Below are 18,242 nucleotides of genomic sequence, written 5' to 3'. Positions count from 1 at the left end.
CGGCGTCGCCCGTGATCGGGGGCGGCCGCGTGGCAGAACTTTAGCGCTCACCTGTTGAACGTGTTCACTCCCTTTACGGGAGTGGCTGGACGGGCGTCCCCGAGTGATCCTGGAAGGGACCGCAAGGACACGGTGGAAAGGCCGAGGCCATGGTCACCCTGCTGACGACACCCGCCGATCGCGAACTGGTCATCACCAGGACCTTCGACGCCCCGCCGGGCCGGCTGTGGGAGGCCTGGACGCGCCCCGAGCACGTACGCGAGTGGTACGGGGTCTCGGCGCTGACCACGACGGTCGTCGACGTCGACCTGCGGGTGGGCGGCGCGTGGCGCTGGGGCCAGACCGCGCCGGACGGCCAGGAGATCGTCTTCTCCGGCACGTACGAGGAGATCGTCCCGGCGGAGCGGCTCGACTACACGGAGGTCTTCGAGCAGATGCCGGACGCCGACCCGGTCCGCGTCACCCTCACCTTCGACGCGACCCCGGACGGCGGCACGGCCCTGACCAGCACCTCGATGTGGCCCTCGAACGAGATCCGGGACCAGGCGCTGGCGGCGGGCATGGAGGCGGGCGTACGGGAGCAGTACGACCGCCTCGCGGAGCACCTGCGGACTATGTGAGGCGGAAGAGGGCCGTCCAGAGGAAGGGCTCGCCGAAGGTGGGGGAGGTGGGGGGCTCGTCGCGCATGCGGCGGAGGTCGATCTCCGTCAGGTCGGCGAAGAGCGTGCGCAACTCCGTGTCGGTGTAGGCGAGTCCGCCTTCCAGGCCGCCCCGTCGGTAGAACTCGGCGTCCGGCAGCTCCGAGCCCATGCCGCCCTCCCCGGCGGCGAACGCGGTGAGCGCGAAGTGCCCGCCGGGGGCGAGGACGCGGTCGAGGAGCGCGAGGTAGCTGACGCGGCGGTGCGGGGGCAGGTGGTGGAAGCAGCCGGAGTCGTAGACGAGGTCGTACGGGCCGTCCAGGCCGACGGCGAAGGCGTCGCCGTTCACGAACCTGACATTCTCGGTGCCGGCCTCCCGGGCACGTTCCTCCGCCCAGGCGATGGCGGTGGGCGAGAGGTCGACCGCGGTCACGTCGAAGCCCAGTGACGCGAGGTGCAGGGCGTTCCGCCCGGGCCCGCAGCCGAGGTCGAGGGCCTTGCCGCCGGCCGGCAGCAGGCCTCGCTCGACGTACGAGACGAGGTTCTCGTCAGGCTTGGCGACGAAGAACGGCACCGGCTTGTCGCGGTCCGCGTAGAAGCCGTCCCACCAGTCGGCGCCCCCTTCCGTCCACCGGTCGGCACCGGGCGCGAAGAGGCCGTCGAGCAGGCGCAGGACGTCCTCGACCGTGCGGATGTCACGGTTGTTCAGGTCCATCGGGATCCCCCTCCGAATCGATCTCCAGGGTAGGGGAATGGAGGGTAAAAGCCCAGGTCAGAGGCGGTCTAGTGATCGGCTGTGCGGGTCGCACGCGCCCCGTCTCCCGGTGCCCGGACCCGGGGGTGCGGGGGTACCGTCCGGGCCCGGGGAGGCGGCCTCCAGGCCCGGGAAGAGGCCTTCGCGGGTGGCCCCCAGGAAACTTTCCGAACTCCTGTCCCGCGTGAATGTACGATCCGACTGCCGACAGGGGGGGTCCCGCCGGCCCCGGCCGAGCGGCCCGCTCCGTCCTGCCGTCCTGCCCGTGCTGCATGTTCTGCCGTCGCGCCGACCCTCCCGTGTCGTACCCGTCTTCACATCCGTACGAGGGGACACAGGGACTTGTCCGTACGAAGAGCCGTCGCGCTCGCTCTGAGCGCCACGCTCGGCTTCACCGGCCTGGCGGCCGTAGCGCCGTCCGCCGCAGCGGCATCGAACGCGCCGTACGAGGTGACGATCGCCGCACCGCCGAGCGTCACCCCGCCGCCCCAGGCCCTCTTCGGCGCGGGCACCGGTCTGCAGACCACCGACCCTGCCAAGGGCCTGCGCTGGCAGAGCCTCGCGGACGGGCGGGTCGCCTTCCGCAGTGCCTGCGACTCGACCGACAGGATCGCCTTCCACGGCGACCGGTTCGGCTGCGTCGGCTACCACGGCGACGCGGTCGAAGCCACGGTCCACGACTGGACCACCGGCACCACCCTGACCCGCACGCGTCCCGAGGGCCACACGTGGCTGCGTGCCTTCGGCACGAACCGGCTGCTCAGCTACAGCGCCGATGCCGAAGGTGCCGTGACGCTCCATCTGCCGGGCCTCGGCGAGGGTGCACCGGCGGACGTCGACGTCACGACGACCGAGCGGATCACCGGCCGCCCCGAGGTCCTGGCCTTCGACGCCGACGGCGCCGTCGTCCACTACACCCGGGCGTCCGGCGGTCAGGCCGCCGGGCTCGTCGACTTCGCCACCGGGGTGCTCGTCCCGCTGCCGGCCGGGACCGGTCTTCCCGCCTACCCGAAGGCCGCGCTCAGCGACGACCGCATCGCCGTCTACGGCGAGTACAGCACGGCGGAGGCGTTCGTCGTCCCCCGCGCCACTCCCGCGGGCCCCGGTGCCACCGTCAAGCTGCCGAACGCCGGCTCCGGTGACGGCCGCCTCGCTCTCCTCGGCGACTGGGTCGTCGGCCACTACGGCGACCGGTACGCGCCCCGCCGGCTCAAGGCCACCTCGCTCACCAGCGGCACGACCCGCGACCTGGGCGTCTCCGCCGCCGTGGACTCCGACGTCAGGACCGGCGCGGACGGCACTCTCTACTTCGTGGGCGGCACCGACTCCACCCACTGGGGAGTCCGGCGCGTCACTCCCGATGCCACCGGAGCGCCGGTTACCGCTCAGGTCCTGAGCACCCCGCCCCAGCCGGTCCGGCGGACGGGGCTGTCCCTGGCGAACGGCCGGGTCACGACCGAGCACGAGGACGGCTACCGCAGCCTACGGGGATACGACGTGTCGCTCACCGAACCGCGCACGGCCGCCTCGGTCTGGAGCTGTGCCGTGACCTCCGCCGGTGCCTCGCCGTGCGCCGAGCCCTACGGCCCGGGGACCGTCGGTGCCCGTTGGGCCGACACCGGGGATGGCCGCCTTGTCATGCTCGGGGCGGACGACCTTCCACCGTCTCGCGGGGAGGCGCCTTGCGGCTGGTGCGTCCCGACGATGTACGTGACGACGGCGGCGCCGGGCGCGACCACCCGCAAAATCACGCTGAACACCACGCGCAAGCTCGACCCCACCCGGTTCTTCAGTGCCTCGGGCCGCTACGTGCACTACCTCGCCCGTGAGAACTACGAGACCGTTTCGGTCGTCGCGGACATCGATACCGGCAAGGTCCTCTCGGTTTCCCGCGACACGATGCAGTCCCTGTGGGGCACCTGGCTCTGGACGGCGTCGACGGCGAACGACACCGTCTCGGCGGTCGACCTGCGCACCGGTTCCACCGTCGCGACGGTGGACCTCGGGACGAACTGCGGCACCTTCGACTTCGATGTCGTCGGCAAGTGGATCTACGCCCGGTGCCAGGACGAAACGTCCGCCGTCGTGTACGACCGGGAGAAGAAGGTCTCGGTCCGTTTCAAGACCCCGCGCGTCCGGCCGCAGCTCGGCGACGGCTTCATCGCGTACACGGAAAACGGCAGCGACGGCGACCCGCTGAGCGTGATCGACGTCCGCTCCGGCACGCCGGTGGTGCGCACCGTCGGTGTCGTCGCGCTCGGCGTGCCCAACTACAACCAGGGATGGACGATCGACCGCTTCGGCGGTGGCGTCGCCTTCATCGACCCGCAGCAGAAGATCCACGTCGTCGGTCTCGGCGGAGCCACCAGCCGCCTCGCGGCGGTCGACTCCGCGGTGCCGGCATCGGTGAACCTGAAGTCCGCTGCCTGGAAGCCGCGTTGGAACCTGTCCAAGCCCGGCAAGTGGTCTCTCGCGCTCAAGCGCAAGGCGACCGGCGCGACCGTCCGCACCCTCACCGGTGAGGGCCGTGGCCTCGTCGCTCCCGTCTGGGACGGGAAGGACGCGGCCGGGAAGTTCGTCGCGAACGGTGCGCACACCTGGACCCTGACGGTGAAGCCGGCCGACGGCCACGGCGCCGATCTCGTCCAGTCCGGAGCCCTGTCCGTGACCGGTGGAGCCGCCGTGCGGCGGGACCTCGCCGGGGACGACGGCTTCGGTGACCTGCTGGTGATGGACACGGCCGGACTCGTGTCGATGTACCGGGGGACCGGTACGGGCGCGGTGTCGGCGCGGATCGCCGGTACGGGGACCAAGTTCGCGACCTCGTCTGTGTTCGTGCCGACGGGTGATCTGAACGGCGACCGGTGTGCGGATGTGTACGTCCGCGTGGGCGACCAGCTGCGGGCCTACAGGCCCGGCTGCGGCAAGGTGCTGTCCGCCTCCTCGCCGTACACCTCGGTCGGTTCCGGCTGGGGGCAGTACGACGTGCTGACCTCGCCGGGCGACGTGAACGGTGACGGGTTCGCCGATCTCGTCGCGCGCCAGGCGGCCACCGGTGACGTGTACTTCTACGGCGGCACGGCCGACCACCGGGTGAAGCCCCGGGTCCGGATCGGCACCAACTGGAAGCTGTACAAGAAGCTCGTCGGCGCCGGTGACCTCGACGGCGACGGGCGCGGCGACCTGCTCGGCATCGACGCGGCGGGCGTGCTGTGGCGGTACTACGGCACGGCGGCCGGCGGTGTGGCGCCGCGGGTCAAGGTCGGTGGCGGCTGGGGCGGGTACACGTCCCTGGTCGGCGTCGGCGACCTGTCCGGCGACGGCCGTGCGGATCTCGTCGCACGTGACGGCGCGGGCAAGTTGTACGGCTACAAGGGCACCGGGACCGGGCTCTACGCCGCCCGGACGGTGATCGGAACCAGCGGCTGGAGCGGCTTCAAGGGGCTGTACTAGTACGCGCGCGTGCCCGAGGAGGGCCCGGCCGGCAGGGAAGTCCTGCGGCCGGGCCCTTCCGCTTGCCTACGGGGCCACGAGTGCCGGGTCCTGGCCCGCGCGGTGGAGGGAGGCGGTGACGAAGCCGTTCGTCTTCAGGGTCTCGATCGTCTCGCGGAGGAACGCGATCGTCTCGGGGCGGCGGCCGACGGTCGTCCCGACCGCTTGGCGGATCTCCATGAAGCGGCCTTCGATCAGCCGGACGTCCGGGTGCGCGGCGGCGTACGCGGTCATCGGCTGCCGGATGCCCGCGCCCGCCTCCAGGCCCTCGGCGCGGAACACGTCGACGCCCTCGTCGCCGCGTACGACCGTCGCGTGCGCGAGGGAGCGGGAGAGGAACAGGTCGTACGCCGAGCCCTGCTTGACGCCGATCCGGACGCCGGGGGCGTCCACCTCCTCGACGGTGGTGAGGCCGGAGTCGCGCGGGACCGCGTACACGCCCTCGATGACGACGTACGGCGCGGTGAAGGCGACCTCCTTCTCGCGCGCCGGGTCGACGGCGAGGAAGCAGAGGTCGGCGCGCCCCTCCGCCATCGCCTCGAACGACTTGCGCGCCGCGTCGAAGCAGAGCAGCTCCACGGGCAGGCCGAGCCGCGCCCCGAACTCCCGGGCCAGGTCGACCGTGATGCCCGAGGGGGCGTCGGGCGTGCCCTGCGCGAGGACCGGGTTCCCGAGGTTGATCGAGGCGCGCAGGGTGCCGGTGGGGGCCAGGTCGGCGGCGATGTGCGGGGAGTTCGGTGAGGTCGTCATGGGGTCAGCCTGCCTCAGGCGCGTGGTGGAGGTCGTTCAGCAGGGTCAGGTCCTCCGGAGTCAGGCGGAGGGCGCCCGCCTCGACGTTGGCGGCGAGGTGGGCGGGGTCGCCGGTGCCGGGGATGGCGAGCATGTGGGGCCCCTGGTGGAGGGTCCAGGCGATGCGGACCTGGGCGGCGCTCGCCCCGTGGGCCTCGGCGACGGCGAGCACCTCGGGGCTCTCGGGGGCGGTGGCGCCGCCCTGCCGGCCGGCCGCGGCGATCGCGTAGAAGGGCACGAAGGCGATGCCCTGTTCGCCGCAGAGACGGACGAAGTCCTCGTACTCGGGGCGGACGCCGATCCCGTACATGTTCTGGACGCAGACGACGGGGGCGACGGCCTGCGCCTCGGCGAGCTGCTCGGGGGTGATGTTGGAGACGCCGAGATGGCGGATGAGACCCGCCTCGCGGAGCTCGGCGAGGGCGCCGAAGCGCTCGGCGATCGAATCGGTGCCGACGATACGGAGGTTGACGACGTCGAGGTGGTCGCGGCCGAGCTGGCGCAGGTTCTCCTCGACCTGGCCGCGCAGGGCGGCGGGGGTGCGCGCGTGCGTGCTCCAGGCGCCGGAGGCGTCGCGGCAGGGGCCGACCTTGGTGGCGATGACGAGGTCGTCGGGGTAGGCGCCGCCGAAGGCGCTGTTGATCAGCTCGTTCGCGGAGCGGAGCGGCGAGAAGTAGAAGGCGGCCGTGTCGATGTGGTTCACCCCGAGCTCGACGGCCTTGCGCAGGACGGCGATCGCGCTGTCGCGGTCCCTCGGTACGGCGTTCTCGACGAGGGCCTCGCCGCGCTGGGGCAGCCGCATGGCGCCGAAGCCGATCCGGTTGACGGTGAGATCACCGCCGAGGGTCCAGGTGCCGGAGGCGGATGCGTGGGGCGTGGTGGTCGAGCCGGTGGTGGCGGTCGAGCCGGTCGTGGTGGCGGTGGTGGTGGTCATGGCGGGGATGATCTCCCGGCGGCGGTGCCGGCGCCACCGGGTTCCCCGTGTCGGCGGGGTGTGCGTCAGCCGGTGGCCTCGCCGGTCCCGTCAGTCCCACCAGGCCCGTCGGCCGGTGGCCTTCCCGCCGTCAGGCCTTCTCCGTCCTGGAACTCGATCACCATCCCGCTGTCCGTGAGGAGGAACCAGCAGGCGTAGCCCACCCAGAGGATCGCCTCGGCGTGCCGCGCCGCCAGGGATGCCGGCAGGGCGATCGAGGGGACCGCGAGGTCGTCCCAGAAGACGACCACGAGTTCGTCGGGTCCGGCGTGGGCACCGAGGAGGGAAGCCAGTGCCTCCCCGTCGAAACCGTCGTGCCGCTCGACGACGTCCGCCCCGTGCCAGTCCAGCCGGGCGGAGCCGATGGCCCCGAACCGGTTGAGGCTCACCGAGGCGAACCGCCGCTGCTCCTCGTACGAGAGGAGCAGGACGTCCTCTCCCAGGAGGCCCAGGACCTCGGCGATGTCCTCCGGGCGGGTCCCGTACACGTCACGCGCGCTCATGGCTCGAGCCAACCAGACGCGGACACCCGGGGGTTGGCCCCACCCCGGACCCGCCGGTCTCCCGGATGGGGGCCGCGGGGCCGTTCCGCGAGGCTGTGCGCATGACAACGAACCGTGGACGCAAGGCCCTGCTGCTCGCCCTCTCCGCCGCCGCCGTCGCCGGTGCCGCCCTCACCGGGGGCGGCGCCACCGCCGCTGCCGCCGAGGCCGGGGCCGGGCTGGTCTGGGGAGACTGCTCGCCGGCGGTGAAGCCGCTGCCCGGGCAGCGGTGCGCCACGCTCTCCGTGCCCCTGGACTACGCCGATCCCCACGGCGAGCAGATCGGGCTCGCCGTCTCCCGGCTGCCCGGCACGCGGCCCGAGGCGCGGCGCGGGACCCTGATGGTGATCCCCGGCGGGCCCGGCAGCTCCGGGGTGCAGCGGCTGGCGCAGAAGGGTGCCGCGCTGGCGAAGGAGACGGCCGGGGCGTACGACCTCGTGGCCTTCGACCCGCGGGGGATCGGCGGCTCCGCCAAGGCCTCGTGCGGGCTCGACGAGGGCGACCGGTGGATGATGACGCTGCGCTCGTGGCCCGGTGCCGACGGCGCGATCGACGAGAACGTCGCCCGCTCGAAGCGGATCGCCGAGGCCTGCGCCCGCAACGGCGGCGCCATGCTGCGCGGGCTGACGACGGCGAACCAGGTGCGGGACCTGGAGCGGCTGCGGCAGGCGCTCGGCGAGCGGAAGCTGTCGGCGTGGAGCGTGTCGTACGGGACGTACGTGGCGGCCGCCTACGCGGAGAAGTACCCGCACCGGACCGACCGTTGGGTGCTCGACAGCAGCAACGACCCCGACCCGAAGCGGGTGGCCCGGGGCTGGCTGGAGGGCATGGCGCAGGGTGCCGAGGACCGGCTCCCGGACTTCGCCGCCTGGGCGGCCCACCCGGACCGGGCGGACGAGGGGCTGCGGCTCGCGGAGCGCCCCGAGGACGTACGGGGTGTGCTCATGGATCTGGCGGCCCGGCTCGACCGCGAGCCGCACGCCTCGGTGATCCCCGGGGCGCCGGGCGAGCCCGTGAAGGCCGGGCCTCCGCTGACGGGAGCGATGCTGCTCCAGGCGTTCCACCTCGCCCTCTATTCCGACGCGTTCTTCCCGGCCTTCGGGCAGCTCGTGACGGAGGCGCTCGACCCGGAGGGCCGGCCGCTGCTGCCGCGTGAGCTGGCGGGCGCGCTGCCGGACGACGCCGCGGCCATCACCGTCGGCGTGATCTGCAACGACGTGAACTGGCCCGCGTCCGTGCCGGCGTACGAGCGGGCCGTGGCGAAGGACCGGGCGCGGTTCCCGCTGACGGCCGGGATGCCGGCGAACATCACGCCCTGCTCCTTCTGGAAGGGCGGGGCCGTGGAGAAGCCGGTCCGGATCACCGACCGGGGGCCTTCCAACATCCTCATGATCCAGAACCTCCGCGACCCCTCGACGCCCTACGCCAACGGACTGAGGATGCGGGCGGCGCTCGGCGACCGGGCCCGTCTCGTCTCGGTCGACCACGGCGGGCACGGGGTCTACCTCGGCAACGGCAACGCCTGCGGTGACGCGGCGGTGACCCGCTATCTGACCGAGGGCGTGCGGCCGTCCGGGGACGTGCTCTGCCGCTGACGGTACGGGGAGGGCCCGGGTGCCTGTCGCCGCCCGGGCCCTTCTCGTACGTCAGGGCTTCCGTGTCCACGCCGAACTCCTCCAGGAGCTCCTGTGCTCATGGTGCGGTGGGCCTTGCTGTGCGGGGATCCCGGGGACGGATTACGCGGTGGGCTCGGTCGCGTGCAGCGCCGCACGCAGGTGGCCCTGGGAGACCGTGAGCCGGCGCGCGGCGGTGGGGGCGTCGACGTCGGCGAGGATCATGAGGATCGCGTTCTTCACCTCGCCGTCGGCGGCGGTGAGGGCGGCCTCGATCTGCTCGTCCGGGGCGCCGGTGGCCAGGGCGACGATCCGCCGCGAGCGGGCCTGGAGCTTGTCGTTGGAGGCGCGGACGTCGACCATCAGGTTTCCGTAGGTCTTGCCGAGGCGGATCATCGTGATGGTCGAGATCATGTTGAGGACGAGCTTCTGGGCGGTGCCGGCCTTGAGGCGGGTGGAGCCGGTGAGGAGCTCGGGGCCGGGGACGACCTCGATGCCGTGCTCGGCGGCGGCGGCGAGCGCGCTGCCCGCGTTGCAGGACAGGCCGATGGTCAACGCCCCGAGCGCGCGGGCGTGTTCGACGGCGCCGATGGCGTACGGCGTGCGGCCGGAGGCGGAGATGCCGACCACGGTGTCGTTCCCGGTGAGGCCGAGCGCGGTGAGGTCCTCCACCGCGAGTTCCTTGGAGTCCTCGGCGCCCTCGACGGCCTGGACCATCGCGGCGGGGCCGCCCGCGATCAGGCCGAGGACCTGGGAGGGGTCGGTGTTGAAGGTGGGCGGGCACTCGCTGGCGTCGAGGACGCCGAGGCGGCCCGCGGTGCCGGCGCCCAGGTAGATCAGCCGGCCGCCGCGGGCCATGCGCTCGGCCGTCGCGTCGATCGCGGCGGCGATGGCGGGGAGCTCGCGGGCGACGGCGGCGGGGACGGTCCGGTCCTCGCCGTTCATGGTCCGGGCGATCTCCAGCGTCGGGAGCCGGTCGATCTCCGCGAGCTCGGGACGGAACGCCTCGGTGGTGAGGGTGGCCAGCTGGGCGCGGAGCTCGGAGTACGTGGAAGTGGGCATGGGCTGCTCTTTCGGTGCGTGGACGTCGTCGGCGTCGTTGGCGGTCGACGTGTGACGCTCGGCTGACCGGGGGGTGTCAGCGGGTCCGGGGCGAGTGGCGGTGGGCGAGGGCTTCGTACGAGGCGGCGAGGGCAGGGGCCGCCGTCTCGTACGTACGCTGGGTGACACAGGTGAACAGACAGTCCACGACCAGGAGTTGGCTGGTGCGGGACGACATGGCCGCGGGGCGCAGTTCGCTCTCGCGGGCGGTGGAGGTGGTCAGGACGTGGTCGGCGTACTGCGTGACCGGGCCGTCCGGGCGGCCGGTGATCGCGACCGTGGTGGCGCCGTGGTCGAAGGCGACCCGCAGCGGTTCTATGACGTCGCCGGTGGAGCCGGAGTGCGTGATCGCGATGGCGACGTCGCCGGAGCGGAGCTGCACGGCGTTGGTGACGGCGAGGTGCGGGTCGCTGTGGGCGTGGGCGATCAGGCCGATGCGGAGCAGTTTCTGGGCGAGGTCCTGGGCGACGAGGCCGGAGGCGCCGACGCCGTAGATGTCGACGCGGCGGGCGGCGGCGAGGGCGGTGACGGCGGCGCCGAGCTGGACGGTGTCGAGTCCGGCGGCGGTGTCGGCGAGGGTCTGCTGCTCGTCGTAGGCCAGCTTGGCGACGACGTCGGCCACCGGGTCGTCGACTGCGATGTCGGCGGTGACGGCGGGTGCGCGGCCGGACTGCTGCTGCGCGGCGAGGCCGGCGAGGGCGAGGCGCAGGTCGCGGTAGCCGGGGTAGCCGAGGAGCCGGGCGGTGCGGACGACGGTCGCCTCACTGGTGCCGGTGAGCTCGGCGAGGCCGGTGACCGTGAGGGCGGCGCAGCCGGCCGGGTCGCCGGCGACGGCTTCGGCGACCCGCTGCATCGAGCGGGTCATGGAGGGTGCGAGGGTCCGCACCTTGGCCGCGAGGGCGGCGGGCGCGGGGGGCGCGTCGCTCGTGAAACTTTCCTTCACTTCATTGGTCACATCTGAAAGATACTTTCGGGTGGGTGGGTCGACAAGACCCCTTCGGTCCCGGGTCGGTCCCGGAAACGGACGGGACCTTCGTCCTTCCGCGGTGCCGGGTGACAATGAGTGCATGGACGAGATCGACCCGGTGGAGCAGGCGCTGCACACTGCTCGCGCGCTGGTGATGGCCGACCTGGTGGCCCGAGAGGTGGCCGCCGCCGAGGTCGTGTCGATGGTGGAGGAGTCGGTGACCCACCGTCGCTGGTGGGTCGAGCAGTGGCCCGAAGGGGTGGAGTACGTCGCGGGGCTCGTCGCGCAGGACGTCCAGGACGCCCTGCTCGAACGGTACGGGCGCTGGCCGCTCTGCCCGGTCTGCTCCTCGGGCGACCCGCACGCCCTCGACGTGGAACCGGAACTGGGCCCGGACCCGCACTGGGTCTGCGGCAAGCAGGGAGTGGTGGTCGCGCGGGTGGGCGGTCTGACGTGAGCCTGCCGGCCGGAGGGAGCCTCCGCCCGAGCCTGCCGGCCGGAGGGCGTCCCCGTGTGAGCCGCCGACCCGAAGGAGACCCCGCGTGAGCCTCTACATCGACCCGCCGACCTGGCCGGGCCACGGCCGCATGTGGTCGCACCTGGTCAGCGACGTCTCCTTCGAGGAGCTGCACGCCTTCGCCGCCTCGATCGGCGCCCCGCCCCGCGCCTTCGAACGCGACCACTACGACATCCCGTCCGAGCGGTACGCGGACGCGGTGGCGGGCGGCGCGGTCGAGGTCGGCTCCAAGGAGCTCCTCCGCCGCCTCACGGAGGCGGGCCTGCGGCGGCCGAAGGGCCGGCCCCCGACCGCGTAACCCTCAGGGGTGTCAGCCCACGGGGTAGTCGTAGCGAATGAACCCCTTGAAGCTCGCCACCTTGTCGTACAGCGCGCGGGCGGTGGTGTTGCCCTCCTGGGTGGTCCAGTAGAAGCGGGCCGCCCCCCGCTCCCGCGAGGTGTCGGCCACCTTCTCGATCAGCATCCGCGCCACGCCCCGGCCGCGTGCCGCCTCGTCGACGAAGAGGTCCTGGAGGTAGCAGCTGTCCTCCATCCAGAACGTCGGGTGGAAGAAGTAGTGCGCGATGCCGACCAGCTTCCCTTGCGACCAGGCGCCGATGCCGTGGAACTCGGTGCCGCCCCGCAGTCGCTGCCACGTCTGCTCGTAGCCCTCGTCCGGCACCTCGGTGCGGTAGAAAGCCTTGTAACCGCGCGCCAGCACTTCCCAGGCGGCGCGGTCCTCCTCGCGCAACGAACCAATGGTGATCACGACTGCCCGTCCTCACTTTCGCGTCCCTCGACTGAACTGAACTGTGCCGATTCTGCGGGATGCGGTCCGGGGCGCAGCGTTCAGTGGATCATGCTGCCCGCTGCTTCGTCCTGCGCGTGCCCGCTGGAACCCGTCGCCGATCCCCTGGCTACGACGCGGTCGCGGGACGTGCGCTTCGTGACCTTCAGTGCCAGGGCCGTCGCGGCGAGGGCCGTTGCCGTCATCGTCGCGCCCGCCCAGGCCGGGGAGGCGAAGCCGAGGCCGGCGTTGATGACCGTGCCGCCGAGCCAGGGGCCGCCCGTGTTGCCGAGGTTGAAGGCCGCGGTGGTGGTGGCTCCCGCGAGGGTGGGGGCGGCGCCGGCGACGTTGAACATGCGGGCGTTGAGGGCGGGGGCCGTGTAGAAGGCGGAGACGCCGAGGAGGAAGGAGAGGGCGATCGCGGCGACCGGGCTGGACGCGAGGAAGGTCAGGGCGACCAGGAAGACGGTGGAGGCGGCGATGCCGGTGAGCAGGACGCCGAAGAGGTGGGCGTCGGCGACGCGGCCGCCGATCGCCGTGCCGATCAGGGCGCCGATGCCGAAGAGGGCGAGGACGCCCGAGACCCAGCCGTCGGCGAGGCCGGCGACGTTCGTGAGGAGCGGGGCCAGGTAGGAGAAGGCGCAGAAGACGCCGCCGGCCGCGAGCGCGACGATCGCGACCTGGAGGAGGACCTGCGGGTCGCGGTAGATGGCCAGCTCCCGCTTGAGGCGCGGCTTCGTCTCGGGGAGGGGGATGCGGGGGATGCGGGTCACCACGCCGACGAGGGCGATGGCGGAGGCGGCGGCGACCGCCCAGAAGGCGGAGCGCCAGCCGAGGTGTTCGCCGAGGAAGGCGCCGGCGGGGACGCCGAGGACGTTGGCGATGGACAGGCCGCCGATCATGACCGCCATGGCGCGGGCGCGCGAGTTCACCGGGACCATCGCGATGGCGACGGCCGCGCCGACCGCCCAGAATCCGGCGCAGGCGAGGGCACTGATGATCCGCGAGGCGAAGAGGACCTCGTAGGTGGGGGCGAGCGCGCCGGCTATCTGGCCGAGGCCGAAGACGGTGATGAGGGCGATCAGGGTCGTCTTGCGGGGGAGCCGGAGGGTGGCGACGGCGAGCAGGGGGGCGCCGACGACCATGCCGATCGCGAAGGCGGAGATGAGGAGCCCGGCGCGGGGGATGGAGACGTGCATGTCCTCCGCGATGGCCTCGAGCAGTCCCGTGAGCATGAACTCGCTCGTGCCGAGCGCGAAGACGGAGAGGCCGAGGACGTAGACGGCCAGGGGCATCCGGGTGGGTGCGGGTGCGGGGGTCGCGGCTTCGGCGGAGAGGGAGGGCATGACATGGGTGAACACGGATTTTGTGCCTGTCATTCCATGCGCGGGCAATGTCTCGTGATGCGAGACGCGTGACTCCTGTGGCGCCGACTTACGGTCGGTAACAACATGATCAACTGTCGGTTGCGTTGTCCCCTCTGTCGCTCGTGCGGGGCTTTGGCGAGGATGAATTGATCTTCACGTGAGGGTGCCGTGCGTTGGCAACGTCACGGAGCAAGCGTTAGTGCCGGTTCGTGGGGGGTGCTGCGCGTCGGCGGTCCCCTCGTGAAGGCCAAGGCCATCGAGGGCCTGACCGGCACGGAGCAGCAGCTCAGAGACGTCGCCGTGGCCGTCGAATGGTTCTACGGCAGCCCGCTGGTCGCGGCCTCCGAGGCTGACAGGCGGGCGGCGTGCGTCTACCGCAACATGGTCACCGAGCGCAATGACGCGCTCGGCACCGCCAACCAGGCCGCGTACCGGCGGTAGGGGGGGGTCGGTTCCCATGACGTTTTGACGTCGGATCAGTTCGTATCCGTCGACTCCTTGAGTTCCTTGAGTTCCTTCTCCATGTTGGCCCTCGCCTTCTCCTCCCACACCGCCGCCCCGTACGGCGTGTGGAAGAGGCGAGGGAGAGAGAGGAGCTGCCGGAGGACCGCCGCGCGGCCCTTCCGGAAGTCGTCCTCGGGGACGAAGGCGTACTCCTCGCGGACCGCCGCCACATACCCCCCGTACGTATCGGGCGCGGTGGCCAGGATCGCGAGGTCCGCGTCGCAGAGGGTCTCGCCGTTCAGGTCGCCCGCGGCGGGGTCGTGGGCGATCGTCAGGCGGACGAGCCGGGCCACCTCGTGCACCTCGTGCTCCGTCAGACCCGCCTCTGTCAGGGCCCGTTCGGCCAATGCGGCCGAGCGTTCCTCGTTCTCCGAGCGGTCCGGGCGGTAGACCGCGTCGTGGAACCAGGCGGCGAGCCGTACGAGCTCCAACTCGCCGCCCTCGCCGCCCTGGTCGGCCAGTTCGTCGATGCGGTCCAGGACCGCCCGCAGGTGGTCGACCGTGTGGTAGCGGCGCTGCGGCTCGGCCCAGCGGGCGAGCAGGTTCCGGCCGTACGGGGCGGGGTCCGGGCCCTCGCGCCCGGCGCGGGCGGCGAGCAGGGTGGCGTTCCAGCGCTGGAGCAGCTCGGGGTGTTCCTCGGCGGTCATGGGGGCATTCTGCCCGGCGGGCAAGCCGGAAGCCCCGATTCCCTGGCGCTCCAGCCGCGCCCTCATCTCCCTCTTACATACCCCCCATGGGTATGCTACGGTGCTCCGCGAAGGTACCCCCCAGGGGTATGCCTCGGGGGTAACTCGGGGCTCGTCGCGAGCGAAGGGTCAGGGCAATGTCAACCGTCAATCCCCGGCGCTGGTGGGCACTTGTCGTGCTCGCCGCCGCCCAGTTCATGGTCATCATGGACACCTCGATCATCGGGGTCGCACTCCCCGAGATGCAGAAGGACCTGGGCTTCACGCAGGGCGAGCTCCAGTGGGTCTTCAACGCCTACGTCATCGTCTTCGGCGGCCTGCTGCTCCTCGGCGGACGCCTCTCCGACCTCATCGGGGCCCGGAAGATCTTCGTCACCGGCTGGGCGATCATGATCGTCGGATCGATCCTCGCCGCCGCCGCGCAGACCGCCTGGGTCGAGATCGCCGGCCGTGCCGTCCAGGGCGTCGGCGGTGCGCTCATCGCGCCCGCCGCGATGACCCTGCTGATGATGCTCTTCATGCACGACCCGAAGGAGCTCGGCAAGGCCATGGCGCTCTACGGCGCCGCGGCTCCCGCCGGCGGCACCGCGGGCGTCTTCCTCGGCGGTGTCTTCACCGAGTGGGCCGCCTGGCAGTGGGTCTTCATCATCTACATCCCGATCGGCCTCGCGACCCTCGCCGCGACCAAGCTCCTCCCGGACGTCGCGTCCCGCCGCGGCTCCGTCGACGTCCTCGGCGCCGTCGCCGTCACCGCCGGTCTCGCGCTCGCCGTCTTCGCGCTCGTCCGCGCCCCCGAGGTCGGCTGGGGCGCCACCGCCACGATCGTCCAGCTGGCCGGCGCCGCCGTCCTGCTCGTCCTCTTCCTCGTGATCCAGAAGAGCGTCCGCGAGCCGCTCATGCCGCTCAGCGTCTGGCGGGTCCCGCGCCTCGGCTCGGCCAACCTCGCGATGACGCTGCTCGGCGCCGCCTGGATCCCGATGTGGTACTTCCTCAACCTCTACCTCCAGCAGGTCCTGGGTTACGGCGCCTTCGCCTCCGGCGCCGCGCTCCTCCCGATGACCGTGCTCCTCATGATCTTCATGACGGCCATCACCGCCCGGCTCATGATGAAGGTCGGGGCCAAGCCGCTCATCGGCATCGGCCTCCTCGTCCTCGCGGCCGGCCTGGTCTGGCTCGCGGCCGTCCCGCCGACCGGCACCTTCCTCGTCGACGTCCTGCCGGCCTCGCTCGTCGCCGCGCTCGGCATGTCCCTCGCCTACATCCCGGCGATGATCGCCGCGATGTCCGGCGCCCCGCAGGAGCAGGCCGGTCTCGCCTCCGGCATCGTCAACACCACCTACAACGTGGGCTCCGCGCTCGGTCTCGCCGCGCTGACCGCCGTCGCCATGTCCCAGGGCGCCGACCGGCTGGGCGACCTGCCCGCCCTCACCGACGGGTTCTCGTCCGCCTTCATCGGCGCCGCGATCATCGCCGCCGTCGGCGGTGTGATCACGCTCCTCGTCATGAAGAGCGACAAGGCCGTCGCCGCCGAGGCCGCCGCTCCCGCCCCCGAGGGCGAGAAGGTCTCGGCCTGAACCGCCCCGAAGGGGCCGCCCGATGTCCGTCCCCGGACGTCGGGCGGCCCCTTTTCCGTATCCGCCCCCTTTTTTCGTATCCGCCCCCTTTTCCCTCCGGAAAGGAAAGCCGTGGAACTGAACACCCGCGCCGTGCACGTCTTCAACGAACCCTTTCCCAGCGGGAGTCGGCCGCTCTCCGTGCCTCTCGTGCAGTCCTCCGCCTTCGCCTTCGACTCCGCCGCCGAGCTCGCCGACGCGATGGCAGGACCCGACGGGCGGTACGTCTACAGCCGCCGCGGCAATCCGACCGTACGGGCCCTGGAGCAGACCCTCGCCGGCCTGGAGGGCGGCGCCGGGGCCATCGCCTTCGCCTCCGGGATGGGCGCGATCAGCGGCGTACTGCTCGCGCTCCTGCGGCCCGGCGACCGGGTCGTGGCCCAGCGATGCCTGTACGGGGGCACCCACGCGGTCCTGTCCGACCTGGCCGGGCGGTACGGGATCGAGGTCGTCCGGATCTCCGGCGACGACCCGGCCGAGCTGGAGGAGGCGGCCGTCCACCCCGCCACCCGGCTCCTCGTCCTGGAGACCATCGCCAACCCCACGGGCCAGGTCCCCGACCTGCCGGGGCTGCTCGCCGTCGCCCGCGCGGCCGGTGTGACGAGCCTCGTCGACAACTCGCTCGCCTCGCCCGTGCTGTGCCGCCCCCTGGAGCTCGGCGCCGACATCGTCGTCCACTCGACGACCAAGTACCTCTCCGGGCACTCCGACGTCCTCGGCGGCGCCGCCGTCTTCGCCGACGACGAGCTGCGCCGGCGCGTGTGGCCGCGGACCGTGGAACTCGGCGCCTGCGCCGACCCGTTCGCCGCCTGGCTGACCCTGCGCGGGATACCCACCCTGCCCCTGCGGATGCGCGAGCACTGCGCCAACGCCGTCTCGCTCGCGGCGGCGCTCGCCGAGCGCGCCGAGGCCCGCGGCGACGTCACGGCCGTCCACTACCCGTGGCTGGCGGGCCACCCCTCGCGCGAGAACGCCCGCAAGGTCCTCTCGGGCGGTGGCGGGCTCCTCTCCTTCGAGCTGGCCGGCGGCCGCGCGGCGGGCCGGGCCTTCGTCGAGCGCGTACGCCTCGCGAAGCTCGCGCTCTCCCTCGGAGGGGTGGAGACCCTCGTGACGCACCCCGCCTCCACCTCCCACCGGGAGCTGGACGAGGCGGCGCTGGAGGCCGCCGGGATAGGCGCCGGCCTGGTGCGGATGTCCGTCGGGATCGAGGACGCCGAGGACCTCTGGTCCGACCTCCAACAGGCCCTCGCCTGAACGGATTCCAGCCTTCTTTTGGGTTGACAAAATAAACGAATGATTCGTAGATTGGATGTCGCCAGGGAAAGACACTCCTAGGTCAAGGGGGGCGCGTGATGCGCTACTTCGAGGACTTCCGGCCCGGCGACGTCCACGAGCTGGGCGCCGTCACCGTCACGGTGGAGGAGGTGCTGGAGTTCGGCAGGCGCTTCGACCCGCAGCCCTTCCACACGGACCCCGAGCTCGCGGCGGGTTCGCAGTTCGGCGGTCTGATCGCGAGCGGCTTCCACACGCAGTCGATGTTCATGCGGCGGTACGTGGACGGCCTGCTCGCCTACAGCGCCTGTATGGGCTCGCCCGGCATCGACGAGGTCCGCTACCTGCGGCCCGTCCGCCCGGGTGACGTCCTCACCGCGCGCGTCGAGATCCTCGGCTCCACCCCGTCGCCGTTCAACCGCACCACCGGCACCGTCAAACCCCGGTGCACCCTGGTGGCCGCAGACGGGACGGCCGTGTTCAGCATGATCCTGCACAGCATCTTCCGCCGGCGCCCCGCCGACTCCGAGGCCGACCATCTGTCGTCGATGCCCGCGGCCGAGGACCCCGTCGCCTGTGTGCGACCGGCGGCGAAGAGCGCTGTTCCGGCCATGAGCTCCTGACGGACCGTCCTTCGCCAGGCGCCCG

General features: G+C 72.3%; 18 protein-coding genes. 9 read left to right on the top strand and 9 right to left on the bottom strand.

Annotation, left to right across the window (positions count from 1 at the left end; genetic code table 11):
* Positions 1 to 149: 149 nt before the first annotated feature.
* Positions 150 to 620: an SRPBCC domain-containing protein gene (locus DEJ46_RS17745; RefSeq protein WP_150267649.1), complete on the top strand. Its 471-nt coding sequence runs from the start codon at positions 150 to 152 to the stop codon at positions 618 to 620.
* Here DEJ46_RS17745 and DEJ46_RS17740 read toward each other — a convergent pair.
* Positions 613 to 1,353, bottom strand: coding sequence for a class I SAM-dependent methyltransferase (locus DEJ46_RS17740; RefSeq protein WP_150267647.1), 741 nt, complete (start codon positions 1,351 to 1,353; stop codon positions 613 to 615). The two genes, DEJ46_RS17745 and DEJ46_RS17740, sit on opposite strands and share 8 nt — an antisense overlap.
* Positions 1,354 to 1,734: 381 nt before the next feature.
* Here DEJ46_RS17740 and DEJ46_RS17735 point away from each other — a divergent pair, with 381 nt between their 5' ends.
* The gene (locus DEJ46_RS17735) at positions 1,735 to 4,845 is read left to right on the top strand and encodes an FG-GAP repeat domain-containing protein (RefSeq protein WP_150267645.1); all 3,111 of its coding nucleotides are present in this window, start codon (positions 1,735 to 1,737) and stop codon (positions 4,843 to 4,845) included.
* 66 nt (positions 4,846 to 4,911) lie between these two features.
* On the opposite strand, the gene DEJ46_RS17730 is transcribed toward DEJ46_RS17735, so the two are convergent.
* The 3 genes from DEJ46_RS17730 to DEJ46_RS17720 form a co-directional block, all read right to left on the bottom strand.
* Positions 4,912 to 5,634, bottom strand: coding sequence for a transporter substrate-binding domain-containing protein (locus tag DEJ46_RS17730; protein ID WP_150267643.1), 723 nt, complete (start codon positions 5,632 to 5,634; stop codon positions 4,912 to 4,914).
* Between the two features lie 4 nt (positions 5,635 to 5,638).
* The gene (locus DEJ46_RS17725; RefSeq protein ID WP_150267641.1) at positions 5,639 to 6,607 is read right to left on the bottom strand and encodes an aldo/keto reductase; all 969 of its coding nucleotides are present in this window, start codon (positions 6,605 to 6,607) and stop codon (positions 5,639 to 5,641) included.
* Between the two features lie 65 nt (positions 6,608 to 6,672).
* Positions 6,673 to 7,149 (bottom strand): hypothetical protein, encoded by a 477-nt coding sequence (locus DEJ46_RS17720; protein WP_150267639.1) that lies wholly within the window; start codon positions 7,147 to 7,149, stop codon positions 6,673 to 6,675.
* A gap of 101 nt (positions 7,150 to 7,250) precedes the next feature.
* On the opposite strand from DEJ46_RS17720, the gene DEJ46_RS17715 reads away from it, so the two are divergent.
* Positions 7,251 to 8,783 carry an alpha/beta hydrolase gene (locus DEJ46_RS17715; protein ID WP_150267637.1) on the top strand — a complete coding sequence of 511 codons (1,533 nt, stop codon included), beginning with the start codon at positions 7,251 to 7,253 and terminating at the stop codon, positions 8,781 to 8,783.
* Positions 8,784 to 8,924: 141 nt separating this feature from the next.
* Here DEJ46_RS17715 and murQ read toward each other — a convergent pair whose 3' ends face one another.
* Positions 8,925 to 9,863 carry an N-acetylmuramic acid 6-phosphate etherase gene (gene murQ / locus DEJ46_RS17710; RefSeq protein WP_150267636.1) on the bottom strand — a complete coding sequence of 313 codons (939 nt, stop codon included), beginning with the start codon at positions 9,861 to 9,863 and terminating at the stop codon, positions 8,925 to 8,927.
* 76 nt (positions 9,864 to 9,939) lie between these two features.
* Positions 9,940 to 10,857, bottom strand: a complete 918-nt coding sequence (locus tag DEJ46_RS17705) for a MurR/RpiR family transcriptional regulator (protein ID WP_150267634.1) — start codon at positions 10,855 to 10,857, stop codon at positions 9,940 to 9,942.
* Between the two features lie 112 nt (positions 10,858 to 10,969).
* Between DEJ46_RS17705 and DEJ46_RS17700 the strand changes: the two genes are divergently transcribed.
* The gene (locus DEJ46_RS17700) at positions 10,970 to 11,326 is read left to right on the top strand and encodes a hypothetical protein (RefSeq protein ID WP_150267632.1); all 357 of its coding nucleotides are present in this window, start codon (positions 10,970 to 10,972) and stop codon (positions 11,324 to 11,326) included.
* Between the two features lie 85 nt (positions 11,327 to 11,411).
* Positions 11,412 to 11,684, top strand: coding sequence for a DUF4031 domain-containing protein (locus DEJ46_RS17695; RefSeq protein ID WP_150267630.1), 273 nt, complete (start codon positions 11,412 to 11,414; stop codon positions 11,682 to 11,684).
* A 12-nt stretch (positions 11,685 to 11,696) separates the two neighbouring features.
* Here DEJ46_RS17695 and DEJ46_RS17690 read toward each other — a convergent pair whose 3' ends face one another.
* Together DEJ46_RS17690 and DEJ46_RS17685 are read right to left on the bottom strand one after the other, a co-directional pair.
* Positions 11,697 to 12,134, bottom strand: a complete 438-nt coding sequence (locus DEJ46_RS17690; protein ID WP_150267628.1) for a GNAT family N-acetyltransferase — start codon at positions 12,132 to 12,134, stop codon at positions 11,697 to 11,699.
* A gap of 80 nt (positions 12,135 to 12,214) precedes the next feature.
* Positions 12,215 to 13,447, bottom strand: a complete 1,233-nt coding sequence (locus DEJ46_RS17685) for a Cmx/CmrA family chloramphenicol efflux MFS transporter (protein ID WP_150274527.1) — start codon at positions 13,445 to 13,447, stop codon at positions 12,215 to 12,217.
* Between the two features lie 312 nt (positions 13,448 to 13,759).
* Between DEJ46_RS17685 and DEJ46_RS17680 the strand changes: the two genes are divergently transcribed.
* Entirely contained in the window at positions 13,760 to 13,960 is a 201-nt protein-coding gene (locus DEJ46_RS17680; RefSeq protein WP_150267626.1) for a hypothetical protein, read from the top strand.
* Positions 13,961 to 13,995: 35 nt separating this feature from the next.
* Here DEJ46_RS17680 and DEJ46_RS17675 read toward each other — a convergent pair whose 3' ends face one another.
* Complete coding sequence (locus tag DEJ46_RS17675) at positions 13,996 to 14,670, bottom strand: hypothetical protein (protein WP_150267624.1); 675 nt, start codon at positions 14,668 to 14,670, stop codon at positions 13,996 to 13,998.
* Positions 14,671 to 14,846: 176 nt separating this feature from the next.
* Between DEJ46_RS17675 and DEJ46_RS17670 the strand changes: the two genes are divergently transcribed.
* From DEJ46_RS17670 to DEJ46_RS17660, 3 genes are all read left to right on the top strand, one after another.
* Positions 14,847 to 16,283 carry an MFS transporter gene (locus DEJ46_RS17670; RefSeq protein ID WP_150267623.1) on the top strand — a complete coding sequence of 479 codons (1,437 nt, stop codon included), beginning with the start codon at positions 14,847 to 14,849 and terminating at the stop codon, positions 16,281 to 16,283.
* A 111-nt stretch (positions 16,284 to 16,394) separates the two neighbouring features.
* Entirely contained in the window at positions 16,395 to 17,576 is a 1,182-nt protein-coding gene (locus DEJ46_RS17665; protein ID WP_150267621.1) for a trans-sulfuration enzyme family protein, read from the top strand.
* Between the two features lie 98 nt (positions 17,577 to 17,674).
* The gene (locus DEJ46_RS17660; protein ID WP_150274525.1) at positions 17,675 to 18,217 is read left to right on the top strand and encodes a MaoC/PaaZ C-terminal domain-containing protein; all 543 of its coding nucleotides are present in this window, start codon (positions 17,675 to 17,677) and stop codon (positions 18,215 to 18,217) included.
* Positions 18,218 to 18,242 lie beyond the last annotated feature (25 nt).

This window comes from Streptomyces venezuelae (assembly GCF_008642375.1).
GTDB classification, from domain to species: domain Bacteria; phylum Actinomycetota; class Actinomycetes; order Streptomycetales; family Streptomycetaceae; genus Streptomyces; species Streptomyces venezuelae_G.
Note: the sequence above shows the minus strand (reverse complement) of the source record. Positions and strands in the feature narration are given on the sequence as shown.

Bases quoted from the DNA above. Each gene is read 5' to 3' on its own strand.
- DEJ46_RS17720 (WP_150267639.1), bottom strand. From the start codon at position 7,149: ATGAGCGCGCGTGACGTGTACGGGACCCGCCCGGAGGACATCGCCGAG.
- DEJ46_RS17675 (WP_150267624.1), bottom strand. From the start codon at position 14,670: ATGACCGCCGAGGAACACCCCGAGCTGCTCCAGCGCTGGAACGCCACC.
- DEJ46_RS17730 (WP_150267643.1), bottom strand. From the start codon at position 5,634: ATGACGACCTCACCGAACTCCCCGCACATCGCCGCCGACCTGGCCCCC.
- DEJ46_RS17725 (WP_150267641.1), bottom strand. From the start codon at position 6,607: ATGACCACCACCACCGCCACCACGACCGGCTCGACCGCCACCACCGGC.
- DEJ46_RS17685 (WP_150274527.1), bottom strand. From the start codon at position 13,447: ATGCCCCTGGCCGTCTACGTCCTCGGCCTCTCCGTCTTCGCGCTCGGC.
- DEJ46_RS17700 (WP_150267632.1), top strand. From the start codon at position 10,970: ATGGACGAGATCGACCCGGTGGAGCAGGCGCTGCACACTGCTCGCGCG.
- DEJ46_RS17740 (WP_150267647.1), bottom strand. From the start codon at position 1,353: ATGGACCTGAACAACCGTGACATCCGCACGGTCGAGGACGTCCTGCGC.
- DEJ46_RS17670 (WP_150267623.1), top strand. From the start codon at position 14,847: ATGTCAACCGTCAATCCCCGGCGCTGGTGGGCACTTGTCGTGCTCGCC.
- DEJ46_RS17660 (WP_150274525.1), top strand. From the start codon at position 17,675: ATGCGCTACTTCGAGGACTTCCGGCCCGGCGACGTCCACGAGCTGGGC.
- DEJ46_RS17745 (WP_150267649.1), top strand. From the start codon at position 150: ATGGTCACCCTGCTGACGACACCCGCCGATCGCGAACTGGTCATCACC.
- murQ (WP_150267636.1), bottom strand. From the start codon at position 9,863: ATGCCCACTTCCACGTACTCCGAGCTCCGCGCCCAGCTGGCCACCCTC.
- DEJ46_RS17715 (WP_150267637.1), top strand. From the start codon at position 7,251: ATGACAACGAACCGTGGACGCAAGGCCCTGCTGCTCGCCCTCTCCGCC.